Genomic DNA, 25,872 nt, shown 5'->3' with positions numbered 1-25,872 from the left:
CCTTATTATATATAATAGGATAAAAACTAAGAAGTATGTTTGCCGAAATAATAACCATTGGCGACGAACTGTTGATAGGACAGGTTGTCGACACTAATTCAGCCTGGATGGGGCAGGAATTAAATAAAATAGGCATTGAGGTTCTTCGTATTGTTTCAATCCGTGACCGGGAAAAGGAAATTTTGGAAGCGATTGATAATGCGATGGAAAGGGTGAATATTGTTTTAGTAACCGGAGGACTCGGACCTACCAAAGACGATATCACCAAACAAACTTTATGCAAATACTTTCATACAGAACTGGTTTTCAGCGAAGAAGTATTCGAAAATGTAAAACGGGTACTGGCAGGGAAAATACCAATGAATGCACTCAACAAAAGCCAGGCAATGGTTCCGAAAGATTGTACAGTGATAAATAATCCTGTAGGAAGTGCTTCTGTCAGCTGGTTCGAAAGAGATGGAAAGGTACTTGTTTCCATGCCGGGCGTTCCGCAAGAGATGACTGCCGTAATGACAGAAAGTGTATTACCTAAGCTGCACGAGAGGTTTCAAACGGATGTGATTATGCATCAAACATTTCTTGTACAACACTATCCGGAATCCGTATTGGCAGAAAAACTGGAACCGTGGGAGAGTGCTCTGCCAGAATGTATCAAATTGGCATATTTGCCTAAGCTGGGGATTATTCGTCTTAGACTGACAGGACGCGGACAAAACAGGGAAGAAGTAAAAGTTCTTCTTGAACGTGAAAAGGTAAAATTAGAGAAAATACTTGGTGAAGACATTTTCGGTGAAGAAGATACGCCATTGGAAGTTATAGTCGGTGAACTTTTAAAAAAGAAGAAATTGACCGTTTCCACCGCAGAAAGTTGTACCGGAGGCAGTATTGCCGCACGTTTGACCTCCATTGCCGGTAGTTCTGAATATTTTAACGGAAGCGTAGTAGCCTATTCTAATGAAGTAAAAATGGGACTTTTACACGTTTCCTCCGAAACATTGGAGCAACATGGGGCTGTCAGCGAAGAAACTGTGATTGAAATGGTAAAAGGTGCGATGAAAACACTAAAAACCGATTGCGCCGTTGCTACTTCAGGGATAGCAGGTCCTGGAGGGGGTACTCCCGAGAAGCCGGTGGGAACTGTTTGGATAGCCGCTGGTTATAAAAACGAAATTCGTACTTACAAACAGGAAACGAACCGCGGAAGAAGCATGAATATCGAAAGAGCAGGCAATAATGCACTATTAATGCTTCGTGATTTACTCAAATAAAGAAAAATAGGTGCCTGGAAGTGAATTATTTTAGGAAATTCTTGTTTTATACGGATAAAAGTGCTTACTTTGCGTCCTGTTTGAAAGAAGTATAGATATAAAACTATAAAAATAAGATAGAAATGTCGAAGATTTGTCAAATTACCGGAAAGAAAGCCATGATTGGCAACAATGTTTCACACTCAAAGAGAAGAACTAAAAGAACCTTTGATTTGAACTTGTTTAACAAAAAGTTCTATTATGTAGAACAAGATTGTTGGATCAGCCTTAGCATTTGTGCTAACGGGTTGCGTATTATCAACAAAAAAGGACTGGATGCTGCGCTGACTGAAGCTGTGGCTAAAGGTTATTGTGATTGGAAAAGCATTAAAGTAATCGGCTAAACGTAGAGGAGAAAACTTACAATGGCAAAGAAAGCAAAAGGTAACAGAGTACAAGTGATTCTGGAATGTACAGAACACAAAGACAGTGGAATGCCGGGAACATCTCGTTATATCACAACTAAGAACAGAAAGAATACTACAGAAAGACTTGAGTTGAAAAAATACAACCCGATTCTGAAGAGAGTAACAGTACACAAGGAAATTAAATAATAAAGTAGTATAACCCATGGCAAAGAAAACAGTAGCAAGTTTGCACGAAGGTTCTAAAGAAGGTCGTGCTTATACCAAGGTTATCAAAATGGTAAAATCTCCGAAAACTGGAGCATACGTTTTTGATGAACAAATGGTTCCGAACGAAAAAGTACAAGACTTTTTCAAAAAATAATCGAAATAGCATATACGCTATAACTGCAAAATCCTCTCATTGGCGAACAATGAGGGGATTTTTTATTGCTTCTTTTTTTACTTTTCCAATCCTTTGTTATATCTTTGTAGCAAATGTATTATACAAACAAGTGTAAATATGGGATTTTTTAGTTTTTTTTCAAAGGAGAAGAAGGAAACTTTAGATAAAGGATTATCTAAAACCAAAGAGAGCGTATTCAGTAAAATAGCTCGTGCTGTGGCTGGCAAGTCAAAAGTAGACGATGAAGTATTAGATAATCTGGAAGAAGTGCTGATTACATCTGACGTCGGCGTAGAAACAACTTTAAATATTATCAAGCGCATCGAAAAACGTGCAGCTGCAGATAAGTATGTAAATACTCAGGAACTGAATCTTATATTACGTGACGAAATAGCAGCTCTGCTTACTGAAAATAATTCGGGTGATGTAGCTGATTTCGACGTACCCATCGCAAGAAAACCTTATGTCATTATGGTTGTGGGAGTAAATGGGGTAGGTAAAACTACAACCATTGGTAAACTGGCTTATCAATTCAAGAAAGCAGGTAAATCCGTTTACTTGGGAGCCGCTGACACTTTCCGCGCTGCAGCTGTGGAACAGCTAATGATTTGGGGAGAACGGGTAGGAGTTCCCGTAGTTAAACAGAAAATGGGAGCAGATCCCGCATCTGTGGCTTATGACACTCTTAGTTCGGCCGTTGCCAATAACGCAGATGTGGTTATTATTGATACAGCCGGTCGTCTGCACAATAAGGTAGGCTTAATGAACGAGTTGACCAAAATTAAGAATGTGATGAAAAAGGTAGTGCCTGATGCACCGGATGAAGTTTTATTGGTACTGGACGGTTCCACCGGACAAAATGCATTTGAGCAAGCCAAACAATTTACTTTGGCGACGGAAGTTACCGCTATGGCCATCACTAAGCTTGATGGAACCGCTAAAGGTGGTGTTGTGATTGGTATTTCCGATCAATTCAAGATTCCTGTTAAGTATATCGGACTAGGCGAAGGCATGGAAGACCTGCAGGTATTCCGTAAAAATGAATTCGTTGATTCCTTGTTTGGAGAAAATGCATGAAAAGAAAAACAATAGATATTATTACTTTAGGATGTTCTAAAAATCTGGTTGACTCCGAGCAGCTAATGCGCCAATTGGAGGAAGTCGGATACAGCGTAACTCATGACACTGAAAATCCGCAAGGAGAAATTGCGGTAATCAATACATGTGGTTTCATTGGTGATGCCAAAGAAGAATCCATAAATATGATTCTGGAGTTCGCTGAAAGAAAGGAAGAAGGGGATTTAAAGAAACTTTTCGTGATGGGTTGTCTTTCCGAACGCTATCTCAAGGAATTAGCTGTTGAGATACCACAGGTAGATAAGTTTTATGGGAAGTTTAATTGGAAGGGGCTTTTACAGGACTTGGGAAAGGTCTATCACGATGAATTATATATCGAACGGACATTGACAACTCCCCAGCATTATGCTTACCTGAAAATTTCAGAAGGATGTGATCGTAAATGTTCTTATTGTGCTATCCCTATTATTACAGGACACCATATTTCCAAACCAATGGAAGAAATTCTGGACGAAGTACGATACCTGGTATCGCAAGGCGTGAAAGAATTTCAGGTGATCGCACAGGAATTGACTTATTACGGCATAGACCGGTATAAGAAACAAATGCTTCCGGAATTGATTGAGCGTATTTCTGATATACCCGGGGTGGAATGGATTCGCTTGCATTATGCCTATCCAGCACATTTCCCAACAGATTTATTCCGGGTTATGCGCGAACGTGACAATGTATGTAAATACATGGACATTGCCCTTCAGCACATCAGTGACAATATGTTGAAGTTAATGCGCCGACAAGTGAGCAAAGAGGATACTTACCAATTGATCGAACAATTCCGCAGAGAAGTGCCGGGCATTCACCTGAGGACGACTTTAATGGTAGGACATCCCGGAGAAACCGAGGAAGACTTCGAGGATCTCAAAGAATTTGTACGTAAAGTACGTTTTGATCGAATGGGTGCTTTCGCATATTCCGAAGAAGAAGGGACTTATGCTGCAGAAACATACGAAGATTCTATTCCACAAGAGGTTAAACAAGCCCGACTTGATGAATTGATGGATATCCAGCAAGGTATTTCGGCAGAGTTAAGTGCAGAAAAGATCGGTAAACAGATGAAAGTGATCATCGATCGTCTGGAAGGAGATTATTATATCGGACGGACAGAATTTGATTCACCGGAAGTAGATCCGGAAGTATTGATTGATCGTTCAGAGAGAGAACTTAAGATCGGACAGTTTTATCAGGTAGAAGTGGTGAATGCGGACGATTTTGATTTATATGCAAAGATTATAAATGACTATGAATAATAAGGAATTTACATCCGAACTAGCGGAAAGATTGGGATACACAATCAAGGATACTTCCGAATTGATGAATTCTTTGTTGTCCAGTATGACACAAGAATTGGAAGAAGGTAATGTGATTGCAATTCAAGGATTCGGTTCTTTTGAAGTGAAAAAGAAAGCGGAACGGATTTCAATCAACCCGGCAAGCAAACAACGCATGCTGGTTCCACCTAAATTGGTATTATCGTATAGACCTAGCAATACATTGAAAGATAAGTTTAAATAAATATTTCCCGTTATGAATGAAAGACTAACAATTCAAGACCTTACTGACTTATTGGCAGCCAAACATAGCATGACCAAGAAAGACGCCGAAGCGTTTGTTAAAGAGTTTTTCCTCTTGATAGAACAAGCCTTGGAGAACGAAAAGACTGTAAAAATCAAAGGATTGGGAACTTTCAAACTTATTGATGTAGATAGCCGGGAAAGTGTCAATGTCAACACAGGCGAGCGTTTCCAGATAAAAGGACATACAAAAGTCTCATTTTCTCCGGATGCAAATCTAAGGGATACGATAAATAAACCTTTTGCACACTTTGAGACTGTTGTATTGAATGAAAATACAATTCTGGAAGATACTCCGATAGAAGAGACTGAGGAAGAAGAAACAGGAGAGGAAGCGTCAGCACAGGCAGTCTTGAATGAGATGGGGGATGACTCTGAAACTACTGTGATAGAAGAAAATGAAGGTACTGATGATGGTCTTTCGGAAGAAGAGCCGATTCAGGAAGAGCAAATAGCCAGTCAGCCACTTGTGGAAGAGTCCATTGAAGAACCTGCTATTACTGAGGAATCTGCAATAGCACAGGAATCGACAGAACAGACGTCTCCTAAAGAGCCCGAAGAAGCCATTACAGAGACTGATATCGAAGAAAAGGTAGAACAGCTGGAAGATGAAGAGGTTCCGGAAGAGGAAGTGATAATCAATGAGCAGCAAGCAGCATTTATAGAAGAAGAAAAAGAAGAGATCACTGCCGAAAAGATTATAGAGCAAGAGCTTCTAAAAGCAAATCTGCAACCTGTGACTCCTATAGTGCCTCCTGCTGAAAAAGAAACGATAAAACCGGTCCAACCGGAACAAGTATCCCAACCGATTTCTAAAAAGACAGCCCCAGTGAAGGAAAAATCTCCTGTACCTTATTTAATAGCTGTTATTGTAGTCGTTTTGTTATTATGCGGAGGTGTCATTCTTTTTATTTATTATCCGGATTTATTCTCTTCTTCATCTGACAAGAATGCACTGGATATGCCGCCTGTGACCACTCAACCCGTTCAACCGGAAGCGCAGCTTTCTGATACGATTGCACATAAGGATACTACAAAGGTAATAACGCCTGATGTATCCAAAGTCGCTACCACGACACAACCGGTTGCCAAAAAAGAAGAAGCTATTCCTGTCAAAGCAGAACCTCAAACGGTTACACAACAACCTGCTACTTCTGCCTATCTGGATTCAGCATCTTATAAGATTACGGGAACCAAGACAAAATATACAATCAAAGAAGGAGAAACTTTGACTAGGGTTTCCTTGCGTTTTTATGGTACAAAGGCAATGTGGCCATACATTGTGAAACACAATCCGAAGGTTATTAAGAACCCCAACAATGTACCGTATGGCACAACTATTGAAATACCAGAACTTACAAAAGAATAAGTAGTTATAATCCATTCACCCGACCATGCAAATCCTGTATTGGTCGGGTGAAGTGTTATGGATGTACAAAAGCGTATGAAAGTACCTTAATCTAAAGATTTCGCATTGTTTTTTAATAAAAATTAGTTGCAATCGTTAATTATATGGCGTACTTTTGGGGCAAAATAAAAAGCCTTATGACACAGGCAAGGCTTACATAAAATTAATGGGATTTAAATAATAAAATATTAAGTATTTATGGCTGAATCAATTGATATCCGCGAGCTAAATGAGCGGATTGAAAGACAAAGTGCTTTCGTTACCAATCTTACGACAGGTATGGACCAAATCATTGTTGGTCAGAAACATTTGGTTGAATCACTGCTTATCGGATTACTTTCCGATGGACACGTCCTCTTGGAAGGTGTGCCTGGTTTGGCGAAAACTTTGGCTATTAAGACACTCGCTTCTCTGATTGATGCGAAATATAGCCGTATCCAGTTTACGCCGGACTTATTGCCTGCAGACGTTATCGGTACAATGGTTTACAGTCAGAAAGATGAATCTTTTAAAGTGCAGCGCGGACCTATTTTCGCAAACTTTGTATTAGCTGATGAAATTAACCGTGCTCCTGCAAAAGTACAAAGTGCTTTGCTGGAAGCAATGCAAGAACGTCAGGTTACTATTGGTAAAGAAACATTCATGTTACCGGAACCTTTCCTTGTATTGGCAACTCAGAACCCTATCGAACAGGAAGGTACTTATCCGCTTCCTGAAGCACAGGTTGACCGTTTCATGCTGAAAGTAGTCATTGATTATCCGAAGTTGGAAGAAGAAAAATTGATTATTCGTCAGAATATCAATGGTGAGAAGTTCAATGTGAAACCTATTCTAAGAGCGGATGAAATTATTGAAGCACGTAAGGTTGTTCGTCAAGTCTATCTGGATGAGAAGATCGAGCGTTATATTGTAGATATCGTATTTGCAACTCGTTTCCCTGAAAAATATGATCTCAAGGAACTGAAAGATATGATCGGATTCGGAGGTTCACCTCGTGCGTCTATCAATCTGGCTTTAGCTGCTCGTACGTATGCATTCATCAAACGTCGCGGCTACGTTATTCCGGAAGATGTACGTGCTGTAGCACATGATGTTCTTCGTCACCGTATCGGATTGACATACGAAGCTGAAGCTAACAACATGACTTCGGACGAAATCATCAGTAAGATTCTGAATAAGGTTGAAGTACCCTAATTTGTAGTTATAATACAGTCAATAAGTAGTCATAAATATCTATGCATGACTACTTAACTATCTACTAATTAACTACTGTATAAATGGAAACAAGTGAAATACTAAAAAAAGTTCGCCAAATTGAAATAAAGACACGAGGATTGTCTAACAATATCTTTGCAGGCCAGTATCATTCGGCTTTCAAAGGTAGGGGTATGTCATTTTCGGAAGTCCGTGAATATCAATTCGGTGATGATATACGTGACATAGACTGGAATGTGACTGCGCGCTTCAATAAACCTTATGTGAAAGTGTTTGAAGAAGAACGTGAACTGACAGTTATGTTAATGGTTGATGTTTCCGGAAGTTTGGAATTTGGTACGATCAAGCAGTTAAAGAAAGATATGGTGACGGAAATCGCTGCTACTCTTGCTTTCTCTGCCATCCAGAATAATGATAAAATAGGTGTGATTTTCTTTTCAGACCGGATAGAGAAGTTTATTCCTCCCAAGAAAGGACGTAAACATATCTTGTATATTATCCGTGAATTAATTGATTTCCAACCGGAAAGCCGTCGCACAAATATTCGTCTTGCCTTGGAATATTTGACAAACGTAATGAAAAGGCGTTGCACTGCATTTATCTTATCAGATTTTATTGACCAGGAAAGCTTTAAGAATGCGCTGACCATTGCTAACAGGAAACATGATGTAGTAGCATTGCAAGTATACGACAGGAGAGTCAGTGATCTCCCTCCAGTAGGACTGATGCGAATCAAAGATGCAGAAACTGGGCATGAACAATGGATTGACACCTCTTCCAAAGCTGTACGCCGGGCACATCGCGACTGGTGGATACAAAAGCAGACTGAACTGAACGATACTTTTACCAAAAGCAACGTAGATGCTGTATCCGTCAGAACCGATCAGGATTACGTAAAGGCATTGTTGAATTTATTTGCCAAACGAAATTAATGGAATCAAAGATGAATAGAAATATTATTCTGATAGCATTATTAGGTCTATTGTTTGTCAGTAAAGCAGTAGCACAGTCTGTTACAGTAGAAGCAAAAATTGATTCACTGCAGATACTGATCGGCGAACAGGCGAAAGTGCAACTGCAAGTAGCCATGGATGCCAAACAGCGTGCTATTTTTCCTGCTTACACTGATACACTGGTAAGAGGTGTGGAAATTATAGAAACAGTCAAACCAGATACCCAATTCCTGAATGATCGTCAGCGGATGGTGATTACGCAGGAGTACATTATCACTTCTTTTGACTCTGCTCTATATTATCTCCCGCCAATGCCAGTTACCGTAGATGGGAAAGTGTACAACTCCAAAGCTCTCGCATTAAAAGTATATTCAATGCCGGTTGACACCTTACATCCGGACCAGTTCTTCGGACAAAAATCTGTGATGAAAGCTCCTTTTGCATGGGAAGACTGGTATGGATTGATCGCTTGTTCATTCTTGGCTTTACCTTTGCTTGGTTTGCTGATCTATCTGATTGTTCGCATACGTGATAATAAACCGATTATCCGTAAAATTAAAGTTGAACCTAAATTGCCGCCACATCAGGCTGCAATGAAAGAGATAGAACGTATCAAGACAGAGAAGGTGTGGCAGAAAGGGCAATCGAAGGAGTACTATACCGAACTTACCGATGCTATTCGTACATATATTAAGGATCGTTTCGGATTTAATGCATTGGAAATGACTTCTTCTGAAATAATTGATCAGTTACTGGAAATGAATGATAAAGAGGCCATATCAGACCTAAAACTATTGTTCCAGACTGCTGATTTAGTGAAGTTCGCCAAGCATAATCCTCAGATGAATGAAAACGATGCCAATTTGATTAATGCCATTGATTTTATCAATGAGACCAAACAACCGGAAGAGGAAAATCAGAAACCGCAACCAACGGAAATCACTATTATTGAGAAACGTTCTTTACGTGTTAAAGCTATGCTGATTTGTGGAATTGCATTGTTATCAGCAGCATTGATCGGTACCTTTATATATATAGGTCTACAGTTATACAATCTTTTTGTATAAAGGATGTATAGCTTAATACTAAATAGTAAACTGTTAAATCATAAATAAAATGGTTTTTGCCAATATTGAATATCTGTTTTTGCTATTATTGCTTATACCGTATATTGTATGGTATATCCTGAAGCAAAAGAAAAGTGAAGCAACTCTTCAAATTTCAGATGCCCGGGTATATGCGCATACACCTAAAAGTTATAAGAATTATTTGTTGCATGTTCCATTTCTATTACGTTGCCTTGCTTTAGTACTGGTTATTTTGGTTCTTGCACGCCCGCAAACTACTAATAAATGGCAGAACAGTGAGATAGAAGGAATTGATATTATGCTGGCTATCGACGTTTCTACCAGTATGCTGGCTGAAGACTTGAAGCCGAACAGACTGGAAGCTGCTAAAGACGTAGCTGCAGAGTTTATCAATGGACGTCCCAATGATAATATCGGTATTACATTATTTGCAGGAGAAACTTTCACCCAATGTCCGTTGACTGTAGACCATGCTGTATTGTTGGATATGATACATAATATCAAATGTGGTCTTATCACTGACGGTACTGCTGTCGGTATGGGTATTGCAAATGCTGTAACCCGCTTAAAAGATAGCAAAGCGAAATCCAAAGTTATTATCCTATTGACGGATGGTACTAATAACAAGGGAGATATTTCGCCTATGACAGCGGCAGAAATAGCAAAAAGCTTTGGTATTCGTGTATATACCATCGGAGTAGGTACCAATGGAATGGCTCCTTATCCTTATCCAGTCGGAAATACGGTGCAATATGTAAGTATGCCGGTAGAAATTGATGAAAAGACATTGACAGAGATCGCCGGAACGACAGATGGTAACTATTTCCGGGCTACGAGCAACTCGAAGCTTAAAGAAGTATATGAAGAAATTGATAAACTGGAAAAGACGAAACTGAATGTAAAAGAGTATAGTAAGCGGGACGAAGAATATCATTGGTTTGCTTTAGCAGCTTTTCTCTGTGTCTTGTTGGAAGTACTATTACGTAATTCGGTACTCAAGAAAATTCCATAAGGATGTTTGTCAATCGTTATTTGCCAATCATAAAATAGTAAGAAGATGTTTCGATTTGGAGAACCTACATATTTATATTTATTGCTGCTATTACCTTTTTTAGCAGCTTTCTACTTGTATTCCAATTACAAGAGGAGAAAGAATATCCGACGTTTCGGAGATCCGACTTTGTTGGCTCAGTTAATGCCTGACGTATCCAAATATCGTCCGGATGTAAAATTCTGGATTATTTTTGTTGCTATTGGTTTGTTCTCCGTATTACTGGCACGCCCTCAATTCGGTTCAAAACTGGAAACGGTTAAACGCAAGGGAGTAGAGGTAATTATTGCTTTGGACATTTCAAACTCTATGTTAGCGCAGGATGTACAGCCTAGCCGTTTAGAAAAAGCAAAAAGATTAATATCCAGATTAGTAGATGAGCTTGATAATGATAAGGTAGGTATGATTGTATTTGCCGGTGACGCTTTTACACAGCTGCCAATTACAAGTGACTATATTTCCGCTAAGATGTTCTTAGAATCCATTAGTCCTTCGTTGATTTCTAAACAGGGTACAGCTATTGGGGAAGCAATCAATCTGGCAGCTCGTAGTTTCACTCCGCAAGAAGGGGTAGGACGCGCCATTATTGTTATTACTGATGGTGAAAATCATGAAGGTGGTGCAGTGGAAGCTGCCAAAGCTGCGGCAGAAAAGGGTATTCAGGTAAGTGTATTGGGAATAGGTATGCCTGATGGCGCTCCAATACCGGTGGAAGGAACGAATGATTACCGCCGCGACCGGGAAGGTAATGTGATTGTTACCCGTTTGAATGAAGCTATGTGTCAGGAAATTGCAAAAGAAGGAAAAGGTATATATGTACGAGTAGATAATTCTAATTCAGCCCAAAAGGCCATCAATCAAGAAGTGAATAAAATGGCGAAATCTGATGTAGAGTCGAAAGTATATACGGAGTTTAACGAACAATTCCAGGCTATTGCATGGGTTATTCTACTATTGTTATTGGCAGAAATCTTAATTCTGGATCGCAAAAATCCTTTATTTAAGAACATTCACCTGTTTTCTAATAAGAAATAGTTATACGTATGTTAAAAAGTAAATATATTCTATTCGCTGTATTTCTGTTAGCGGCAGCTGGTGTATCGGCTCAGAAAGCAGAACGCGACTATATCCGTAAGGGAAACCGTCTGTTTAATGATAGCGTATTTGTTGATGCAGAGGTGAACTACCGGAAGGCCTTGGAAGCTAATCCCAAGTCTACGGTATCCATGTATAATCTGGGAAATACCCTTTCGCAACAGCAAAAGTTTCAGGATGCCATGGAACAATATGTATCGGCCAGCAAAATAGAAAAAGATAAAATGAAACTCGCCCATATTTATCACAATATGGGGGTAATTTTCCAGGCTGGTAAAGACTACGCCAAAGCTGTAGATGCATATAAAATGTCACTGCGTAATAATCCTACCGATCATGAAACCCGGTACAATTTGGCTCTTGCACAGAAAATGCTGAAAGACCAACAAAATCAGCAGAATCAAGATCAAAATCAGGACCAAAACAAAGATCAGCAAAAACAAGATCAGAAACAGGACCAGAATAAAGACAGACAGAAGGATCAGAAACAAGATGAAAAGAAAGATCAGCAGCAACCACCGAAATCTGAAAAGAAACAAGATAATCAGATGTCAAAGGAAAATGCTGAACAATTACTGAATTCTGTCATGCAGGACGAGAAAGATGTGCAGGATAAAGTGAAGAAGCAACAAAAAGTTATGCAAGGCGGTCGCTTGGAAAAAGATTGGTAATATAAAGTTGATGATATAAATTTCATAAGCAATGAAAAAACTGATTATTATATTGATGGCATTGATAGCATATAGCACTCATGTGTTTGCTGATAAGGTGTCTTTTACTGCTTCTGCTCCTGATGCAGTGGTAGTAGGCGAACAATTCAGGCTGTCGTATATTGTAACTACACAAAAAGTGAAAGATTTTCGGGCACCATCAATCAAAGGTTTTGATGTATTGATGGGTCCAAGCCGTTCACAACAAAGTAGTACTCAAATAGTGAATGGTAATGTTACATCTACTAGTAGTATTACATTTACATACATATTAATGGCTAATAATGCCGGAGAATACACAATACCCGGTGCCTCCATTGTTGCCGATGGTGACCAAATGGTGTCAAACTCAGTAAAGATTAAAGTATTGCCACAAGATCAAGGTGGCAATAGCGGACAAAATAATAGTAGTAGTGGTTCTATACATTCCTCATCTGGTACAAGTGTCTCTAATCAGGACCTTTTTATTATGGCAAGTGCCAGTAAAACAAATGTGTATGAACAGGAGGCTTTTGTCCTAACCTATAAAATATACACCAGAGAATCCAACTTACAACTTAATAATGCGAAATTGCCCGACTTTAAAGGTTTCCATTCTCAAGAAATAGAAATGACAACCAATGCAAGATGGACTCCGGAGCATTATCAGGGACGTAATTACTATACAACGGTTTATCGCCAGTTTGTTCTCTTCCCGCAACAATCAGGAAAGCTATATATTGATCCGGCACAGTTCCAGATGACTATCGGAAAACCTGTGCAATCAGATGATCCTTTTGATGCCTTCTTCAATGGAGGAAGTAATGTCATTGAAATTAAAAAAAATATTTCCACTCCTAAGATAGCAATAAATGTCAATCCGCTTCCTACGGGTAAACCTGCAGATTTTTCAGGTGGAGTGGGAGAGTTCAATATTTCTTCTTCTATCAACAGTAAGGAACTGAAAACCAATGATGCTATTACTATTAAACTGGTAATATCCGGTACAGGTAACCTGAAGTTGATTTCTAATCCGGAAATTAAATTCCCGGATGATTTTGAAGTATATGATCCCAAAGTAGACAATCAAGTCAGATTAACCCGGGAAGGACTCACAGGCAATAAAATTATTGAATATTTGGCAATTCCGAGACATGCCGGAACATATAAGATTCCGGGAGTATCTTTCAGCTATTTTGATATTCGCTCCAAATCTTATAAAACACTGAAAACAGAAGATTATGTAGTAAATGTTGAGAAAGGTGCAGGTAATGCGGATCAAGTAATTGCTAACTTCACGAATAAAGAGGACTTGAAAGTATTAGGTGAAGACATCCGTTATATCAAACAGAATGAAGTTACTCTCCAACCTAAAGGAAGTTTCTTCTATGGTTCAATGACATATTGGTTGTTCTATATCATTCCGGCCCTTGCCTTTATTATTTTCTTTATTATTTATCGTAAGCAAGCTGCTGAAAATGCAAATGTTGCTAAAATGCGTACGAAGAAAGCAAATAAAGTGGCAACGAAGCGTATGAAGCTTGCAGGAAAATTACTCTCCGAAAATAAAAAAGATGCTTTCTACGATGAGGTATTAAAGGCATTGTGGGGATATATAAGTGACAAACTGAATATTCCGGTATCTCGTTTATCTAAAGATAATATTGAAGAGAAACTAAGAAATCACGGAGTAAATGAGGAACTAATCAAAGAATTCCTGAATGCATTGAATGATTGTGAATTTGCCCGGTTTGCTCCAGGTGATGAGAATCAAGCTATGGATAAAGTTTATTCTTCTTCAATAGAAGTAATAAGCAAAATGGAGAATTCAATAAAACATTAACCCAGAAGAGATTATGTCATGAAAAAGATATTATTTTTTATATTATTATCAATGTCGCTTACTTGTTTCGGACAAGATTCGTTAAGCATTGATACTAGACAAACGAATGGAGTTGATTCTATCCACGCTTCGCATACCACATTTTCCAGTAATACACTGGAAGATGCAACAAAAGCTGAAGGAGATTCCGCATATATAAAAGAAGATTATGCAGCAGCTATTCAGATATATGAAGCATTACTGAAAAATGGAGAAGCTGCCGACGCCTATTACAATCTGGGAAATAGTTATTATAAAATAGGGGAGATAGCGAAAGCTGTTTTAAATTATGAGCGTGCTCTGCTATTACAACCAGGAAATGGTGACATCCGTGCTAATCTTGAAGTGGCACGTGCAAAAACAATAGACAAGGTTGAACCTGTTCCTGAAGTATTCTTTGTTTCATGGATCAAATCTCTGACAAATAGTATGAGTGTAGATGCATGGGCCACATGGGGTATTGTCTCCTTTATTCTATTGATTATCGCTTTCTATTTCTTTATATTCTCCAAACAGATTATGTTAAAGAAAATAGGATTCATATCAGGAATCATTTTGCTGATTGTCACTGTTTGCTCTAATCTTTTTGCTTCGCAACAAAAAGAGCATTTGGTTAATCGAAGTGAGGCGATAGTAATGAATCCGAGTGTAACAGTACGAAGTACTCCAAGCGAGAGTGGAACTAGCTTGTTTATTCTCCATGAAGGGAGAAAGGTAAGTGTCAAAGACAACTCTATGAAAGAATGGAAAGAAATTCGACTGGAAGATGGAAAAGTCGGGTGGGTACCTGCTTCTGCTATCGAGGTGATATAAAGGTCATTAATAGATTTTATATATTCAAGAAAAAAAGATAAGCAAATAATTTGTTTTATCTTTTTTTTTGCTTAAGTTTATAGCGTGATAAAAAAATCACATAGTATTAACCATTAAATTTATGAGACATGAGAACAATAACGTTTAATGAACTTCGTAAAATTAAAGATTCATTGCCTAGCGGTAGCATGCATAGAATAGCAGACGAACTTGGTTTGCACGTAGATACAGTGCGAAACTTCTTCGGAGGACACAATTTCAAGGAGGGAAAAAGCGTCGGAATACATCTCGAGCCCGGTCCAGATGGTGGGCTTGTAATGTTGGATGACACGACCGTTCTTGATCGGGCTTTAAAAATCCTAGATGAATTGAATATGAGTATGCAAAAAGAACAGGCTACCGAATCTGTGCAAGTTTAAAATATAACAAACTGAATCCCAATTGAATCAAACAATTGGGATTTCTTATTTGTTTTCACCTTATAAAATGTACATTTATGGAAGACAAATTAGTAACCCTGGCCATTCTGACATACACCAAAGCGCAGATCTTAAAGAATGTCTTGGAAAATGAAGGTATAGAAACCTACATTCATAACGTTAATCAAATACAACCGGTTGTTTCATCGGGAGTGCGTTTACGAATTAAAGAAAGCGATCTGCCACGTGCTTTGAAAATAACAGAAAGTTCTACATGGCTGTCTGAAAGTATAGTGGGAGAGAAGGAGCCCAAAGTAAAAGATAAATCAAATAAGATTTTAATTCCCGTCGACTTCTCTAATTATTCGATGAAAGCATGTGAATTTGCATTCAATCTGGCAAAAACAGAAAATGCAGAAGTCATCCTGTTGCATGTCTATTTCACGCCTATTTATGCATCGTCGTTGCCTTATGGGGATGTTTTCAATTACCAGATTGGAGATGAAGAATCTGTAAAAACGATTATCCAAAAAGTCCATTCTGATCTCAATGCTTTATCAGAGAAGATAAAAGAAAAAGTTGCATCAGGCGAATTTCCCAACGTTAAATATAGCTGCATCTTACGTGAAGGTATTCCAGAGGAGGAAATCTTAAGATATGCTAAAGAACAGCGTCCTATGGTTATCATTATGGGTACCCGAGGCAAAAATCAGAAAGACATTGATTTAATTGGCAGTGTAACCGCTGAAGTTATTGACAGAAGTCGCACGCCTGTATTGGCTATTCCGGAAAATACACCATTTAAACAGTTTAGTGAAGTAAAACGGATTGCCTTTATTACCAATTTTGATCAAAGAGATCTAATTGCTTTCGAGGCATTCTTTAATACTTGGAAATCATTCCATTTTTCTGTATCTTTGATACACCTTACAGATTCTAAAGATACCTGGAATGAAATAAAACTAGCAGGTATAAAAGAATATTTTCACAAGCAATATCCGGGGCTTGAAATTCATTATGACGTAGTGATGAATGATAATTTATTAAAAGGACTTGATCAGTATATCAAAGATAATCATATAGATATAATCACTTTGACTTCTTACAAAAGGAATATATTTGCTCGATTATTTAATCCAAGTATTGCCAGAAAAATGATTTTCCATTCAGATACACCATTGCTTGTTATTAACAGCTGATCAAATCAGGCAAAAAATGAGCATCCAAGATTAGGGAATAATTAATATTATGTTTAATAGAAAAAGGAGTAATATAATGACCTTACTCCTTTTTCTATTTTTATTTAAATGAAGAAATTTACCTGTTCCACTTAAGTCCATATCAAATATAAGATTTTTCAATTACTACTTTAAACTATTGAATAAAAAAAAGAAGACTACTATTTCTAATAGCCTTCTTATATTTTTTCAGAAAACGATCTTACTTCATCATCTTATCGATTTCTTCGAATTCAGGTCCCATATTCAAGTTATAGTAAACTCTGTAAAGACCTTGCAACCATAAATCTTGTTGATCGGGTTTTAAAGCTCTGGCTTTTTCATAGAATGGTTTAGCTTCTTCGTAGAATTTCTTAACCACAGCTTGTGCTTCAGCGTACTTAGGATCATTGATATCTGTTGTTGCTTTATCAGCATAATCCTGTGCTTTCATCAAATATACCAAACCTACATTAGAGTATGCTTCTGCATATTCCGGATCAGCAGCAATAGCTTTTTTGTAGTATTCGATTGCATTATCATATTCTTTCATATTATGATAAAGATATGCTTTTACATACAAATACAACTTGTTATTCGGATCATTAGCTAACATTCTATCAGCAAACTCCATAGCTTTAGAAGCTTGATTAGAGCTATTATAATAATCAACCAAATTAGCGAAGAAATAATCATTTCCAGGGAACTTAAGGATACCCTCTTCCAAAGACTTAATCCATGCAGCAGTATCACCTTTAGCTTTATAAGCATCAGCCATCAATTGCATTGCAAATTTACCTCCATCTTTATCGGATAAAGCCATAGGAGCATATTTAATGATCGCATCTTTATCACCTACTCTATCAGCAGCTAATGTTGCATAATAAGCAATTTGCGGAAGAAGAGTATCGTTTTTAGCCAATTCTTTATCAGCTAACATCGGATAAGAAGCTGACTCTACATAGGTTGCAAAGAACTTCAAAGCCTCTTTATTCTTGTCCAGGTTGAAATACTGAATACCACCATTAATCAAATTAGGACGTTCAGCCAACATACTGGAAGCATTAGCCTTCCGATATTTGTTTTTAACTTTTCCCTTTTCATTAGGTATTTCCGCTAATTCATCACACTTATTATAGTACTCATACATTTTCAGAATACTATTGTATACTTTCAATGTATCATACGGTTTCTTCAAAAAAGCATTTTTCATTTGCTCCTCGTTGATACGTCTCTGAATAAATCCAGCAACGTCCCATGTGTCAGCAAGATCCTTCGTTTCAGGATTCTTCATAGCCTCCTTAATAAGCTGTTCAGCCTGCTTAAAATTAGGTTTTACGTCATTAGCCATACTCTTTGCTTCTTTCACATTCTTCATCTGAGCGAATGAGAAGCTAACAGCCATCAATAAAACCATAGAAAATAATACTCTTTTCATGATTGTTGTTTGATTAATTATTAATATTATGTCTATTCCTCAATTTCGTTATTGCTTTCGTTTTCATTTACGTCCGCTGCATCATCAATATCAGGAACATCAGCATTCGGATCACTCACGATTGTACCCTCTGCCTCTCCTGCCGGAATTTCATCTTCAAGACTTTCTGTCATAACCTTACATACCGAACCAATCTGGTCGTTACGTTTTTCAAGATTTATCAGACGAACGCCTTGAGTAGCACGGCCCATTATACGAACATCCGCTACCTTCAAACGAATAGTGATACCAGACTTATTGATAATCATCAAGTCATTTTCATCGGTTACCGACTTGATTGTTACCAACTTACCTGTCTTTTCGGTAATATTCATGGTCTTCACACCCTTACCTCCACGGTTCGTTTTACGATAGTCTTCAATTTCAGAACGTTTACCATATCCTTGTTCGGAAACTACCATTACAGATTCTGTCTCCAAATCTTTGATACAAATCATTCCTACTACTTCATCCTGACCATCATTATCCAACGTAATACCACGTACACCTGTTGCTGTACGTCCCATTACACGAACTGCTGCCTCATGGAAACGAATTGCACGACCATTGCGGTTTGCAATGATGATTTCATTATTTCCATTCGTCATACGAACTTCAATTACGCTATCATCTTCGCGGATAGTTATAGCATTTACACCATTCTGACGAGGACGAGAATACTGTTCAAGCAATGTCTTCTTTATTACACCTTTCTTAGTACAGAATAATACATAGTGGCTATTGATAAACTCGGAATCCTCTAAACTCTTCACACGCAAGTATGCAGTTACATTATCATCCGAATCAATATTCAACAAGTTCTGAATAGCACGGCCCTTAGAATTCTTCGTTCCTTCAGGTATTTCATATACTTTCAGCCAATAACACTTACCCTTTTGTGTAAAGAACATCATGGTATTGTGCATGGTAGCAGGATAAATATGCTCTACAAAGTCTTCATCACGGGTTTCCGTACCTTTCGAACCTACTCCACCACGATTTTGTGCACGGAATTCGGTCAACGGTGTACGTTTAATATAACCCATATGAGAAATTGTAATAATCATCTGATCATCTGCATAGAAGTCTTCCGGATTAAATTCTTCTGAAGAATAAACAATTTCAGAGCGACGTACATCTCCATATTTCGCTTTGACTTCTAACAATTCCTCTTTCATTACCCGACGACATACTTCATCATCAGCCAGAATACTTTCCAAATAAGCTATCTGCTTCATTATTTCTTCGTATTCCGCATGAAGCTGATCCTGCATCAGACCGGTTAACTGACGCAAACGCATTTCTACAATTGCACGAGCCTGAATTTCTGTCAGGTTAAATCGCTCAATCAAGCCTGTTATTGCGTCATTCGGAGTTTTTGCAGCACGAATGATACGAATTACTTCATCAATATTATCTGAAGCAATAATCAAACCTTCAAGAATGTGCGCACGCTCTTTCGCCTTACGAAGATCGAACTGAGTACGACGAATAACAACTTCGTGTCTATGCTCAATGAAATATTTAATTAAATCTCTTAGATTCAACGTTTTTGGACGTCCATGAACCAAAGCCACATTGTTAACGCCAAAAGAGGTCTGCAAAGCTGTCATTTTATAGAGTTTATTCAACACTACACTTGCATTTGCATCACGTTTTATGTCAATAACAATACGCATACCATCACGGTCAGACTCATCGTTGGCATTTGAGATACCTTCTATCTTCTTATCATTTACAAGATCAGCAATATATTTAATCAGTTCGGCCTTATTTACATTATAAGGAATCTCTGTTATTACGATCTTGTCATGTGTTTGTCCGCTTTCAATTTCAGCTTTCGCACGCATAATTACACGTCCGCGACCTGTCAAATATGCTTCGCGTACACCACTCACACCATATATATATCCGCCAGTAGGGAAATCCGGTGCTTTAACAAATTCCATCAGTTCCTCTACCGTAATTTCCGGATTATCAATATATGCATCACATGCTTCAATCACTTCCGAAAGATTATGAGGAGGCATATTGGTAGCCATACCAACAGCAATACCGGATGCTCCGTTCACCAGAAGGTTCGGGATACGCGTCGGCATCACCTTAGGTTCCACCAGCGTATTATCAAAGTTAGGCTCAAAATCAACGGTTTCCTTATACAGGTCATCCATCATTGCTTCACCCAACTTATTGAGACGAGCTTCTGTATAACGCATAGCAGCAGGGCTATCACCATCCACAGAACCAAAGTTTCCCTGTCCATCTACCAAAGGATAACGCATTGCCCATTCCTGCGCCATACGTACCATTGCAAAATAAACAGAAGAATCCCCATGAGGATGATACTTACCAAGTACCTCACCCACGATTCTCGCTGACTTTTTATAAGGTTTGTCTGAAGTATTGCCTAATTCCATCATTCCGTATAAAATTCTACGGTGAACAGGCTTAAATCCATCTCTAACATCCGGAAGGGCACGCGAAACGATGACCGACATGGAGTAGTCAATGTACGATGACTTCATTTCCTCCTCGATGTTAATCTTTATAATTCTGTCTTGTTCAAGCATTTAAAATGATTATTAATTATACATTCTACGGTTTGTGAAAAACCACGCTAAAGTACTACTTTTCCCCGATATACGAAAGTTTTTAGAAAGAAAGTTTTATCATGACCGGGACGATAACCCGCCAAACTTTAAAATACGAAAATAAAAAGATAAAAACGATAAATATAATATGGAAAGATAAATAACATCGGTAAAAAAGAGCCTGTTATTTGTTATACCTTAATATATATAATACAAATACACTGTTTTTATGGCACGCCATTTGTAGATATAAGAAATAAAGCAAATATTGCAATACAAACTTGATTAAATGCGTATATTTGCCAGTGAATAACCCTTAGAAGAAAAGGAAAAAAGTATGAATAATCAATTCTCACAAAGAGTTTCCGACATTATCGTCTATAGTAAGGAAGAAGCGAATCGGTTGAGAAGTAGGTATATAGGTCCCGAACACCTGCTTCTGGGAATACTCCGTGACGGTGAAGGAAAAGCTATCGAGATATTGTCTAAACTCAACACCAATCTGGCTGCTATAAAGCAACAGATTGAAGCTCAGCTGAAGGCAGAAGCTGATGAAATGTTATTGCCTGATGCAGAGGTGCCGTTATCTAATGATGCGGCAAAGATATTAAAAATGTGTATTTTAGAAGCTCGTGGAATGAAAAGTAACATCGCTGATACAGAACATGTATTATTGGCTATTTTAAGAGAAAAAAACAATATGGCGGCTTCCGTACTTGAAGCAAACGATATAAACTACGTGAAAGTACTGGAGCAAGCTACATTGCAGCCGGATATCAATTCCGGCATGGGCTTTTCGGAAGACGATGAGGATGACGAAGAAATGTCTTCTCCTCGTTCCGGCAGAGGTGGCTCGGATGAACGCCAACAGGCACAAACCGCTTCCAAGAAGCCGTCTAATGATACGCCGGTACTTGACAATTTCGGTACTGACATGACAAAAGCGGCAGAAGAAGGACGGTTGGATCCTGTTGTGGGCAGAGAAAGAGAAATCGAACGTTTAGCGCAGATATTAAGTCGACGCAAAAAGAATAACCCAATTCTGATTGGTGAACCCGGTGTAGGAAAATCAGCGATTGTTGAAGGTCTTGCATTGAGAATCATTCAGAAAAAGGTTTCGCGTATCCTGTTTGATAAACGAGTCGTTGCTCTTGACATGACTGCTGTTGTGGCAGGAACAAAGTACCGTGGACAATTTGAAGAACGTATCCGTTCCATTCTCAATGAATTGCAGAAGAATCCGAATGTTATATTATTCATTGATGAAATTCACACGATTGTAGGCGCAGGCTCTGCAGCAGGCTCTATGGATGCCGCCAATATGCTAAAGCCAGCATTGGCAAGAGGAGAAATACAATGTATCGGTGCCACCACTCTTGATGAATATCGTAAGAATATTGAGAAAGATGGCGCATTGGAACGTCGTTTCCAAAAAGTAATCGTAGAACCGACTACTGCTGCCGAAACTCTGCAGATTTTGCGTAATATCAAGGATAAGTATGAAGATCATCACAATGTGTATTATACAGATGAAGCATTGGAAGCATGTGTCAAGCTGACAGACCGCTATATCACAGATCGTAATTTCCCTGATAAAGCCATTGATGCTTTAGATGAAGCCGGCTCACGTGTACATCTTACTAATGTCAATGTACCCAAAGAGATAGAAGAACAGGAAAAGCTGATCGAAGAAGCTAAAAACAAGAAAAATGAAGCCGTAAAATCGCAGAATTTTGAACTTGCAGCCAGCTTCCGTGATAAGGAGAAAGAACTTTCTATCCAATTGGATGAGATGAAAAAAGAATGGGAAGCCAATCTAAAAGAAAACAGGCAAACTGTTGATGCAGAAGAAATTGCCAATGTTATCTCAATGATGTCAGGCATTCCAGTACAACGAATGGCACAGGCCGAAGGCATCAAGCTAGCAGGTATGAAAGAAGATTTGCAAGCTAAAGTCATCGCACAAGACACAGCGATAGAAAAGCTGGTCAAAGCCATTTTGCGAAGCCGTGTAGGACTCAAAGATCCTAATAAGCCCATTGGCACGTTTATGTTCTTAGGTCCGACAGGAGTTGGTAAAACTCACCTAGCAAAAGAGTTGGCCAAGTATATGTTCGGTTCTGCCGATGCACTGATTCGTATCGATATGAGTGAATATATGGAAAAGTTCACTGTTTCACGCTTGGTTGGGGCACCTCCGGGATACGTAGGATATGAAGAAGGTGGCCAGCTGACAGAAAAAGTGCGCCGTAAACCATACTCTATTGTATTGCTTGATGAAATAGAAAAAGCACATCCGGATGTATTCAATATCCTGCTTCAGGTAATGGATGAGGGTCGTCTGACTGACAGTTATGGCAGAATGGTAGATTTCAAAAATACCGTTATTATCATGACTTCCAATATCGGAACCCGCCAGCTGAAAGAATTTGGACGTGGTGTTGGTTTTGCGACACAAAGCCGCCTGGATGATAAAGAATTCTCGCGAAGTGTTATACAAAAAGCTCTAAATAAATCATTCGCGCCTGAATTCATCAATCGTGTAGATGAGATTATCACGTTTGATCAACTTTCTCTGGAAGCGATAACAAAGATTATAGACATAGAGCTAAAAGGATTGTACGATAGAATAGAATCTATTGGTTACAAGCTTGTTATTGAAGATAAGGCGAAAGAATTCATCGCTAGCAAGGGATATGACGTACAATATGGCGCCCGTCCTTTGAAGCGCGCAATTCAAACCTATCTGGAGGATGGTTTATCCGAGCTCATCATTTCCTCGTCTTTAAAAGAGGGAGATACTATTCAAGTAACCCTTAATGAAGAAAAAGGCAAATTGGAGATGAAAGTTGTTTCTCCGGAATAGAGTTATTTCCTGAATAAGAAAATAATTTAATATGCCATAATGTCAGACCTTCGGGTCTGGCATTTTTTTTGTCTCTGTATGGACAAATATCAATTAAAATTAATCAATAGATAAACTAAAAAAATATACGTATTATGCAAAAAGGTAATATTGGGGTTACAACAGAAAACATTTTCCCTATCATTAAAAAGTTTTTGTACAGTGACCATGAGATTTTTCTGCGCGAGTTAGTATCCAATGCGGTAGATGCCACTCAGAAGCTGAATACGCTTGCTTCTATTGGCGAATTCAAAGGTGAACTGGGTGACTTAACTGTTCACGTTGAATTAGGCAAAGATACTATTACCATTTCTGACCGTGGTATCGGTTTGACTGCAGAAGAAATAGAGAAGTACATCAATCAAATAGCTTTCTCTGGAGCTAATGACTTCCTGGAGAAGTATAAGAACGATGCAAATGCCATTATCGGACATTTCGGACTTGGCTTCTACTCTGCCTTTATGGTTGCAAAGAAAGTGGAGATTATCACTAAATCATACAGAGACGATGCAAAAGCCGTAAAATGGACTTGTGATGGCAGCCCTGAATTCACTATTGAAGAAATAGAAAAAGCCGACCGTGGATCAGATATCATCTTATACATTGATGACGACTGCAAAGAATTCCTCGAAGAAGCACGTATCTCCGAACTTCTGAAGAAATATTGCAGCTTCCTTCCTGTTCCTATTGCATTTGGAAAAAAGAAAGAATGGAAAGATGGCAAACAGGTAGAAACGGCTGAAGATAATATAATCAATGATACCACTCCTTTGTGGACACGCAAACCTAGCGAACTTTCGGATGAAGATTACAAATCATTCTATAGCAAGCTATATCCGATGTCTGATGAACCACTCTTCTGGATTCACCTGAATGTGGATTATCCATTCCATCTGACTGGTATCCTCTACTTCCCGAAGGTAAAGAGCAATATTGAATTAAATAAGAACAAGATTCAGTTATATTGCAATCAAGTATATGTAACAGACTCTGTTGAAGGCATTGTGCCGGACTTCCTGACTTTGTTACATGGAGTAATAGATTCTCCGGATATTCCGTTGAACGTTTCCCGTTCATACTTGCAAAGCGACTCAAACGTGAAGAAGATTTCAACTTATATCACCAAGAAAGTTTCCGACCGTTTACAGTCTATATTCAAGAATGATCGTAAGCAGTTTGAAGAAAAGTGGAACGACTTGAAAATATTTATCAATTATGGAATGCTCACACAAGAGGATTTCTATGATAAAGCGCAAAAATTCGCCCTTTTCACCGATACAAATGACAAACATTACACATTCGAGGAATATCAGACCCTTATTAAAGATAACCAGACAGACAAAGATGGAAATCTAATCTATCTGTATGCAAATAACAAGGACGAACAATACAGCTATATTGAGGCTGCAACCAATAAAGGCTATAATGTCTTGCTCATGGATGGCCAGTTAGATGTAGCTATGGTAAGTATGTTGGAGCAAAAGCTTGAGAAATCCCGTTTCACCCGTGTAGACAGTGATGTTGTTGACAATCTGATTGTAAAAGAAGACAAGAAAGGTGAAACTCTGGAAGCCAACAAACAAGATGCAATCACAACAGCCTTCAAGAGCCAATTGCCTAAAATGGATAAGGTTGAATTCAATGTGATGACGCAAGCGTTGGGAGAAAATTCGGCTCCGGTCATGATTACTCAAAGCGAATATATGCGTCGTATGAAAGAAATGGCAAATATTCAAGCCGGAATGAGCTTCTACGGCGAAATGCCTGACATGTTCAATCTGATCCTGAATTCAGACCACAAGTTGATAAAACAAGTATTGAATGAAGAAGAGAATGCCTGTCAAGCAGAAGTAGCTCCGATACTCTCCGAAATGGATAACGTCAACAAACAACGTAATGAGTTGAAAGACAAACAGAAGGATAAAAAGGAAGAAGACATCCCAACAGCTGAAAAAGATGAATTAAACGATCTCGACAAGAAGTGGGATGATCTGAAAAGCAAGAAAGAAGCTATCTTTATCGGCTATGCAAGCAATAACAAAGTTATCCGCCAGCTTATCGATCTGGCCTTACTTCAAAACAATATGTTAAGAGGTGAAGCTTTGAATAACTTCGTAAAACGTAGCATTGAGCTGATTTAATATCGCCCCTTTAAACATTACACATACTTCAAGAAAGAGCATTCAACGTTAAATACACGTTGTAATGCTCTTTTTCAATTTAAAACGATCGGCAAAATATCGATTAATTGAAAAGTATTGTATATATTTGAACACTTAATAGACAAAAAATTCAATTGTTTGA

Annotated in this window: 22 protein-coding genes; 20 read left to right on the top strand and 2 right to left on the bottom strand. The window is 38.4% G+C overall.

Going from position 1 to position 25,872, the window contains the following annotated elements:
- Positions 1-35: 35 nt before the first annotated feature.
- From DXA54_RS01600 to DXA54_RS01515, 18 genes are all read left to right on the top strand, one after another.
- Complete coding sequence (locus DXA54_RS01600; protein ID WP_004325927.1) at positions 36-1,268, top strand: competence/damage-inducible protein A; 1,233 nt, start codon at positions 36-38, stop codon at positions 1,266-1,268.
- 122 nt (positions 1,269-1,390) lie between these two features.
- Positions 1,391-1,651 (top strand): 50S ribosomal protein L28, encoded by a 261-nt coding sequence (gene rpmB / locus DXA54_RS01595; RefSeq protein ID WP_004295983.1) that lies wholly within the window; start codon positions 1,391-1,393, stop codon positions 1,649-1,651.
- A 21-nt stretch (positions 1,652-1,672) separates the two neighbouring features.
- A complete protein-coding gene (gene rpmG, locus DXA54_RS01590) occupies positions 1,673-1,861 on the top strand; it encodes a 50S ribosomal protein L33 (protein ID WP_002560155.1) in 189 nt (62 codons plus the stop codon).
- A 16-nt stretch (positions 1,862-1,877) separates the two neighbouring features.
- Positions 1,878-2,036, top strand: coding sequence for a DUF4295 domain-containing protein (locus DXA54_RS01585; protein ID WP_004295982.1), 159 nt, complete (start codon positions 1,878-1,880; stop codon positions 2,034-2,036).
- Positions 2,037-2,174: 138 nt separating this feature from the next.
- On the top strand, positions 2,175-3,134 hold the full coding sequence (gene ftsY, locus DXA54_RS01580; RefSeq protein ID WP_004295981.1) for a signal recognition particle-docking protein FtsY: 960 nt from the start codon (positions 2,175-2,177) through the stop codon (positions 3,132-3,134).
- Entirely contained in the window at positions 3,131-4,441 is a 1,311-nt protein-coding gene (gene rimO, locus DXA54_RS01575) for a 30S ribosomal protein S12 methylthiotransferase RimO (RefSeq protein WP_120078845.1), read from the top strand. Before ftsY ends, rimO begins: the two co-directional genes overlap by 4 nt.
- Positions 4,434-4,706 (top strand): HU family DNA-binding protein, encoded by a 273-nt coding sequence (locus DXA54_RS01570; RefSeq protein WP_004306073.1) that lies wholly within the window; start codon positions 4,434-4,436, stop codon positions 4,704-4,706. The genes rimO and DXA54_RS01570 overlap by 8 nt, the downstream gene beginning before the upstream one ends.
- A gap of 12 nt (positions 4,707-4,718) precedes the next feature.
- Positions 4,719-6,134: an HU family DNA-binding protein gene (locus tag DXA54_RS01565; protein ID WP_120078844.1), complete on the top strand. Its 1,416-nt coding sequence runs from the start codon at positions 4,719-4,721 to the stop codon at positions 6,132-6,134.
- Positions 6,135-6,371: 237 nt separating this feature from the next.
- Positions 6,372-7,367 (top strand): AAA family ATPase, encoded by a 996-nt coding sequence (locus DXA54_RS01560; protein ID WP_004295977.1) that lies wholly within the window; start codon positions 6,372-6,374, stop codon positions 7,365-7,367.
- An 83-nt stretch (positions 7,368-7,450) separates the two neighbouring features.
- The gene (locus DXA54_RS01555) at positions 7,451-8,320 is read left to right on the top strand and encodes a DUF58 domain-containing protein (RefSeq protein ID WP_004295976.1); all 870 of its coding nucleotides are present in this window, start codon (positions 7,451-7,453) and stop codon (positions 8,318-8,320) included.
- Complete coding sequence (locus DXA54_RS01550) at positions 8,320-9,408, top strand: hypothetical protein (RefSeq protein ID WP_004312449.1); 1,089 nt, start codon at positions 8,320-8,322, stop codon at positions 9,406-9,408. Before DXA54_RS01555 ends, DXA54_RS01550 begins: the two co-directional genes overlap by 1 nt.
- 49 nt (positions 9,409-9,457) lie before the next feature.
- Positions 9,458-10,441 carry a vWA domain-containing protein gene (locus tag DXA54_RS01545; RefSeq protein ID WP_004295974.1) on the top strand — a complete coding sequence of 328 codons (984 nt, stop codon included), beginning with the start codon at positions 9,458-9,460 and terminating at the stop codon, positions 10,439-10,441.
- Positions 10,442-10,486: 45 nt separating this feature from the next.
- Positions 10,487-11,515 (top strand): VWA domain-containing protein, encoded by a 1,029-nt coding sequence (locus DXA54_RS01540; RefSeq protein ID WP_120078843.1) that lies wholly within the window; start codon positions 10,487-10,489, stop codon positions 11,513-11,515.
- 8 nt (positions 11,516-11,523) lie between these two features.
- Positions 11,524-12,246, top strand: a complete 723-nt coding sequence (locus DXA54_RS01535) for a tetratricopeptide repeat protein (protein ID WP_207903477.1) — start codon at positions 11,524-11,526, stop codon at positions 12,244-12,246.
- Between the two features lie 31 nt (positions 12,247-12,277).
- Positions 12,278-14,107, top strand: a complete 1,830-nt coding sequence (locus tag DXA54_RS01530) for a BatD family protein (RefSeq protein WP_120078841.1) — start codon at positions 12,278-12,280, stop codon at positions 14,105-14,107.
- A gap of 18 nt (positions 14,108-14,125) precedes the next feature.
- A complete protein-coding gene (locus tag DXA54_RS01525; RefSeq protein WP_120078840.1) occupies positions 14,126-14,959 on the top strand; it encodes a tetratricopeptide repeat protein in 834 nt (277 codons plus the stop codon).
- Positions 14,960-15,087: 128 nt separating this feature from the next.
- Positions 15,088-15,378, top strand: coding sequence for a hypothetical protein (locus DXA54_RS01520; RefSeq protein WP_004295969.1), 291 nt, complete (start codon positions 15,088-15,090; stop codon positions 15,376-15,378).
- Positions 15,379-15,455: 77 nt separating this feature from the next.
- Positions 15,456-16,577: a universal stress protein gene (locus tag DXA54_RS01515; protein WP_074559633.1), complete on the top strand. Its 1,122-nt coding sequence runs from the start codon at positions 15,456-15,458 to the stop codon at positions 16,575-16,577.
- A 241-nt stretch (positions 16,578-16,818) separates the two neighbouring features.
- On the opposite strand, the gene DXA54_RS01510 is transcribed toward DXA54_RS01515, so the two are convergent.
- Both DXA54_RS01510 and gyrA read right to left on the bottom strand, forming a co-directional pair.
- On the bottom strand, positions 16,819-18,033 hold the full coding sequence (locus DXA54_RS01510) for a tetratricopeptide repeat protein (protein ID WP_004295966.1): 1,215 nt from the start codon (positions 18,031-18,033) through the stop codon (positions 16,819-16,821).
- Positions 18,034-18,065: 32 nt separating this feature from the next.
- On the bottom strand, positions 18,066-20,642 hold the full coding sequence (gene gyrA / locus DXA54_RS01505) for a DNA gyrase subunit A (protein WP_008647545.1): 2,577 nt from the start codon (positions 20,640-20,642) through the stop codon (positions 18,066-18,068).
- Between the two features lie 358 nt (positions 20,643-21,000).
- Between gyrA and DXA54_RS01500 the strand changes: the two genes are divergently transcribed.
- Positions 21,001-23,529, top strand: coding sequence for an ATP-dependent Clp protease ATP-binding subunit (locus DXA54_RS01500; RefSeq protein WP_008647546.1), 2,529 nt, complete (start codon positions 21,001-21,003; stop codon positions 23,527-23,529).
- 134 nt (positions 23,530-23,663) lie between these two features.
- A complete protein-coding gene (gene htpG, locus DXA54_RS01495; RefSeq protein WP_004306065.1) occupies positions 23,664-25,709 on the top strand; it encodes a molecular chaperone HtpG in 2,046 nt (681 codons plus the stop codon).
- The last annotated feature ends 163 nt before the right edge of the window (positions 25,710-25,872 follow it).

It is taken from the genome of Bacteroides sp. OF03-11BH (assembly GCF_003604005.1).
GTDB classification, from domain to species: Bacteria; Bacteroidota; Bacteroidia; order Bacteroidales; family Bacteroidaceae; genus Bacteroides; species Bacteroides ovatus.
The sequence above is the reverse complement of the archived record's forward strand: the minus strand, read 5'-3'. Positions and strand labels throughout refer to the sequence as shown.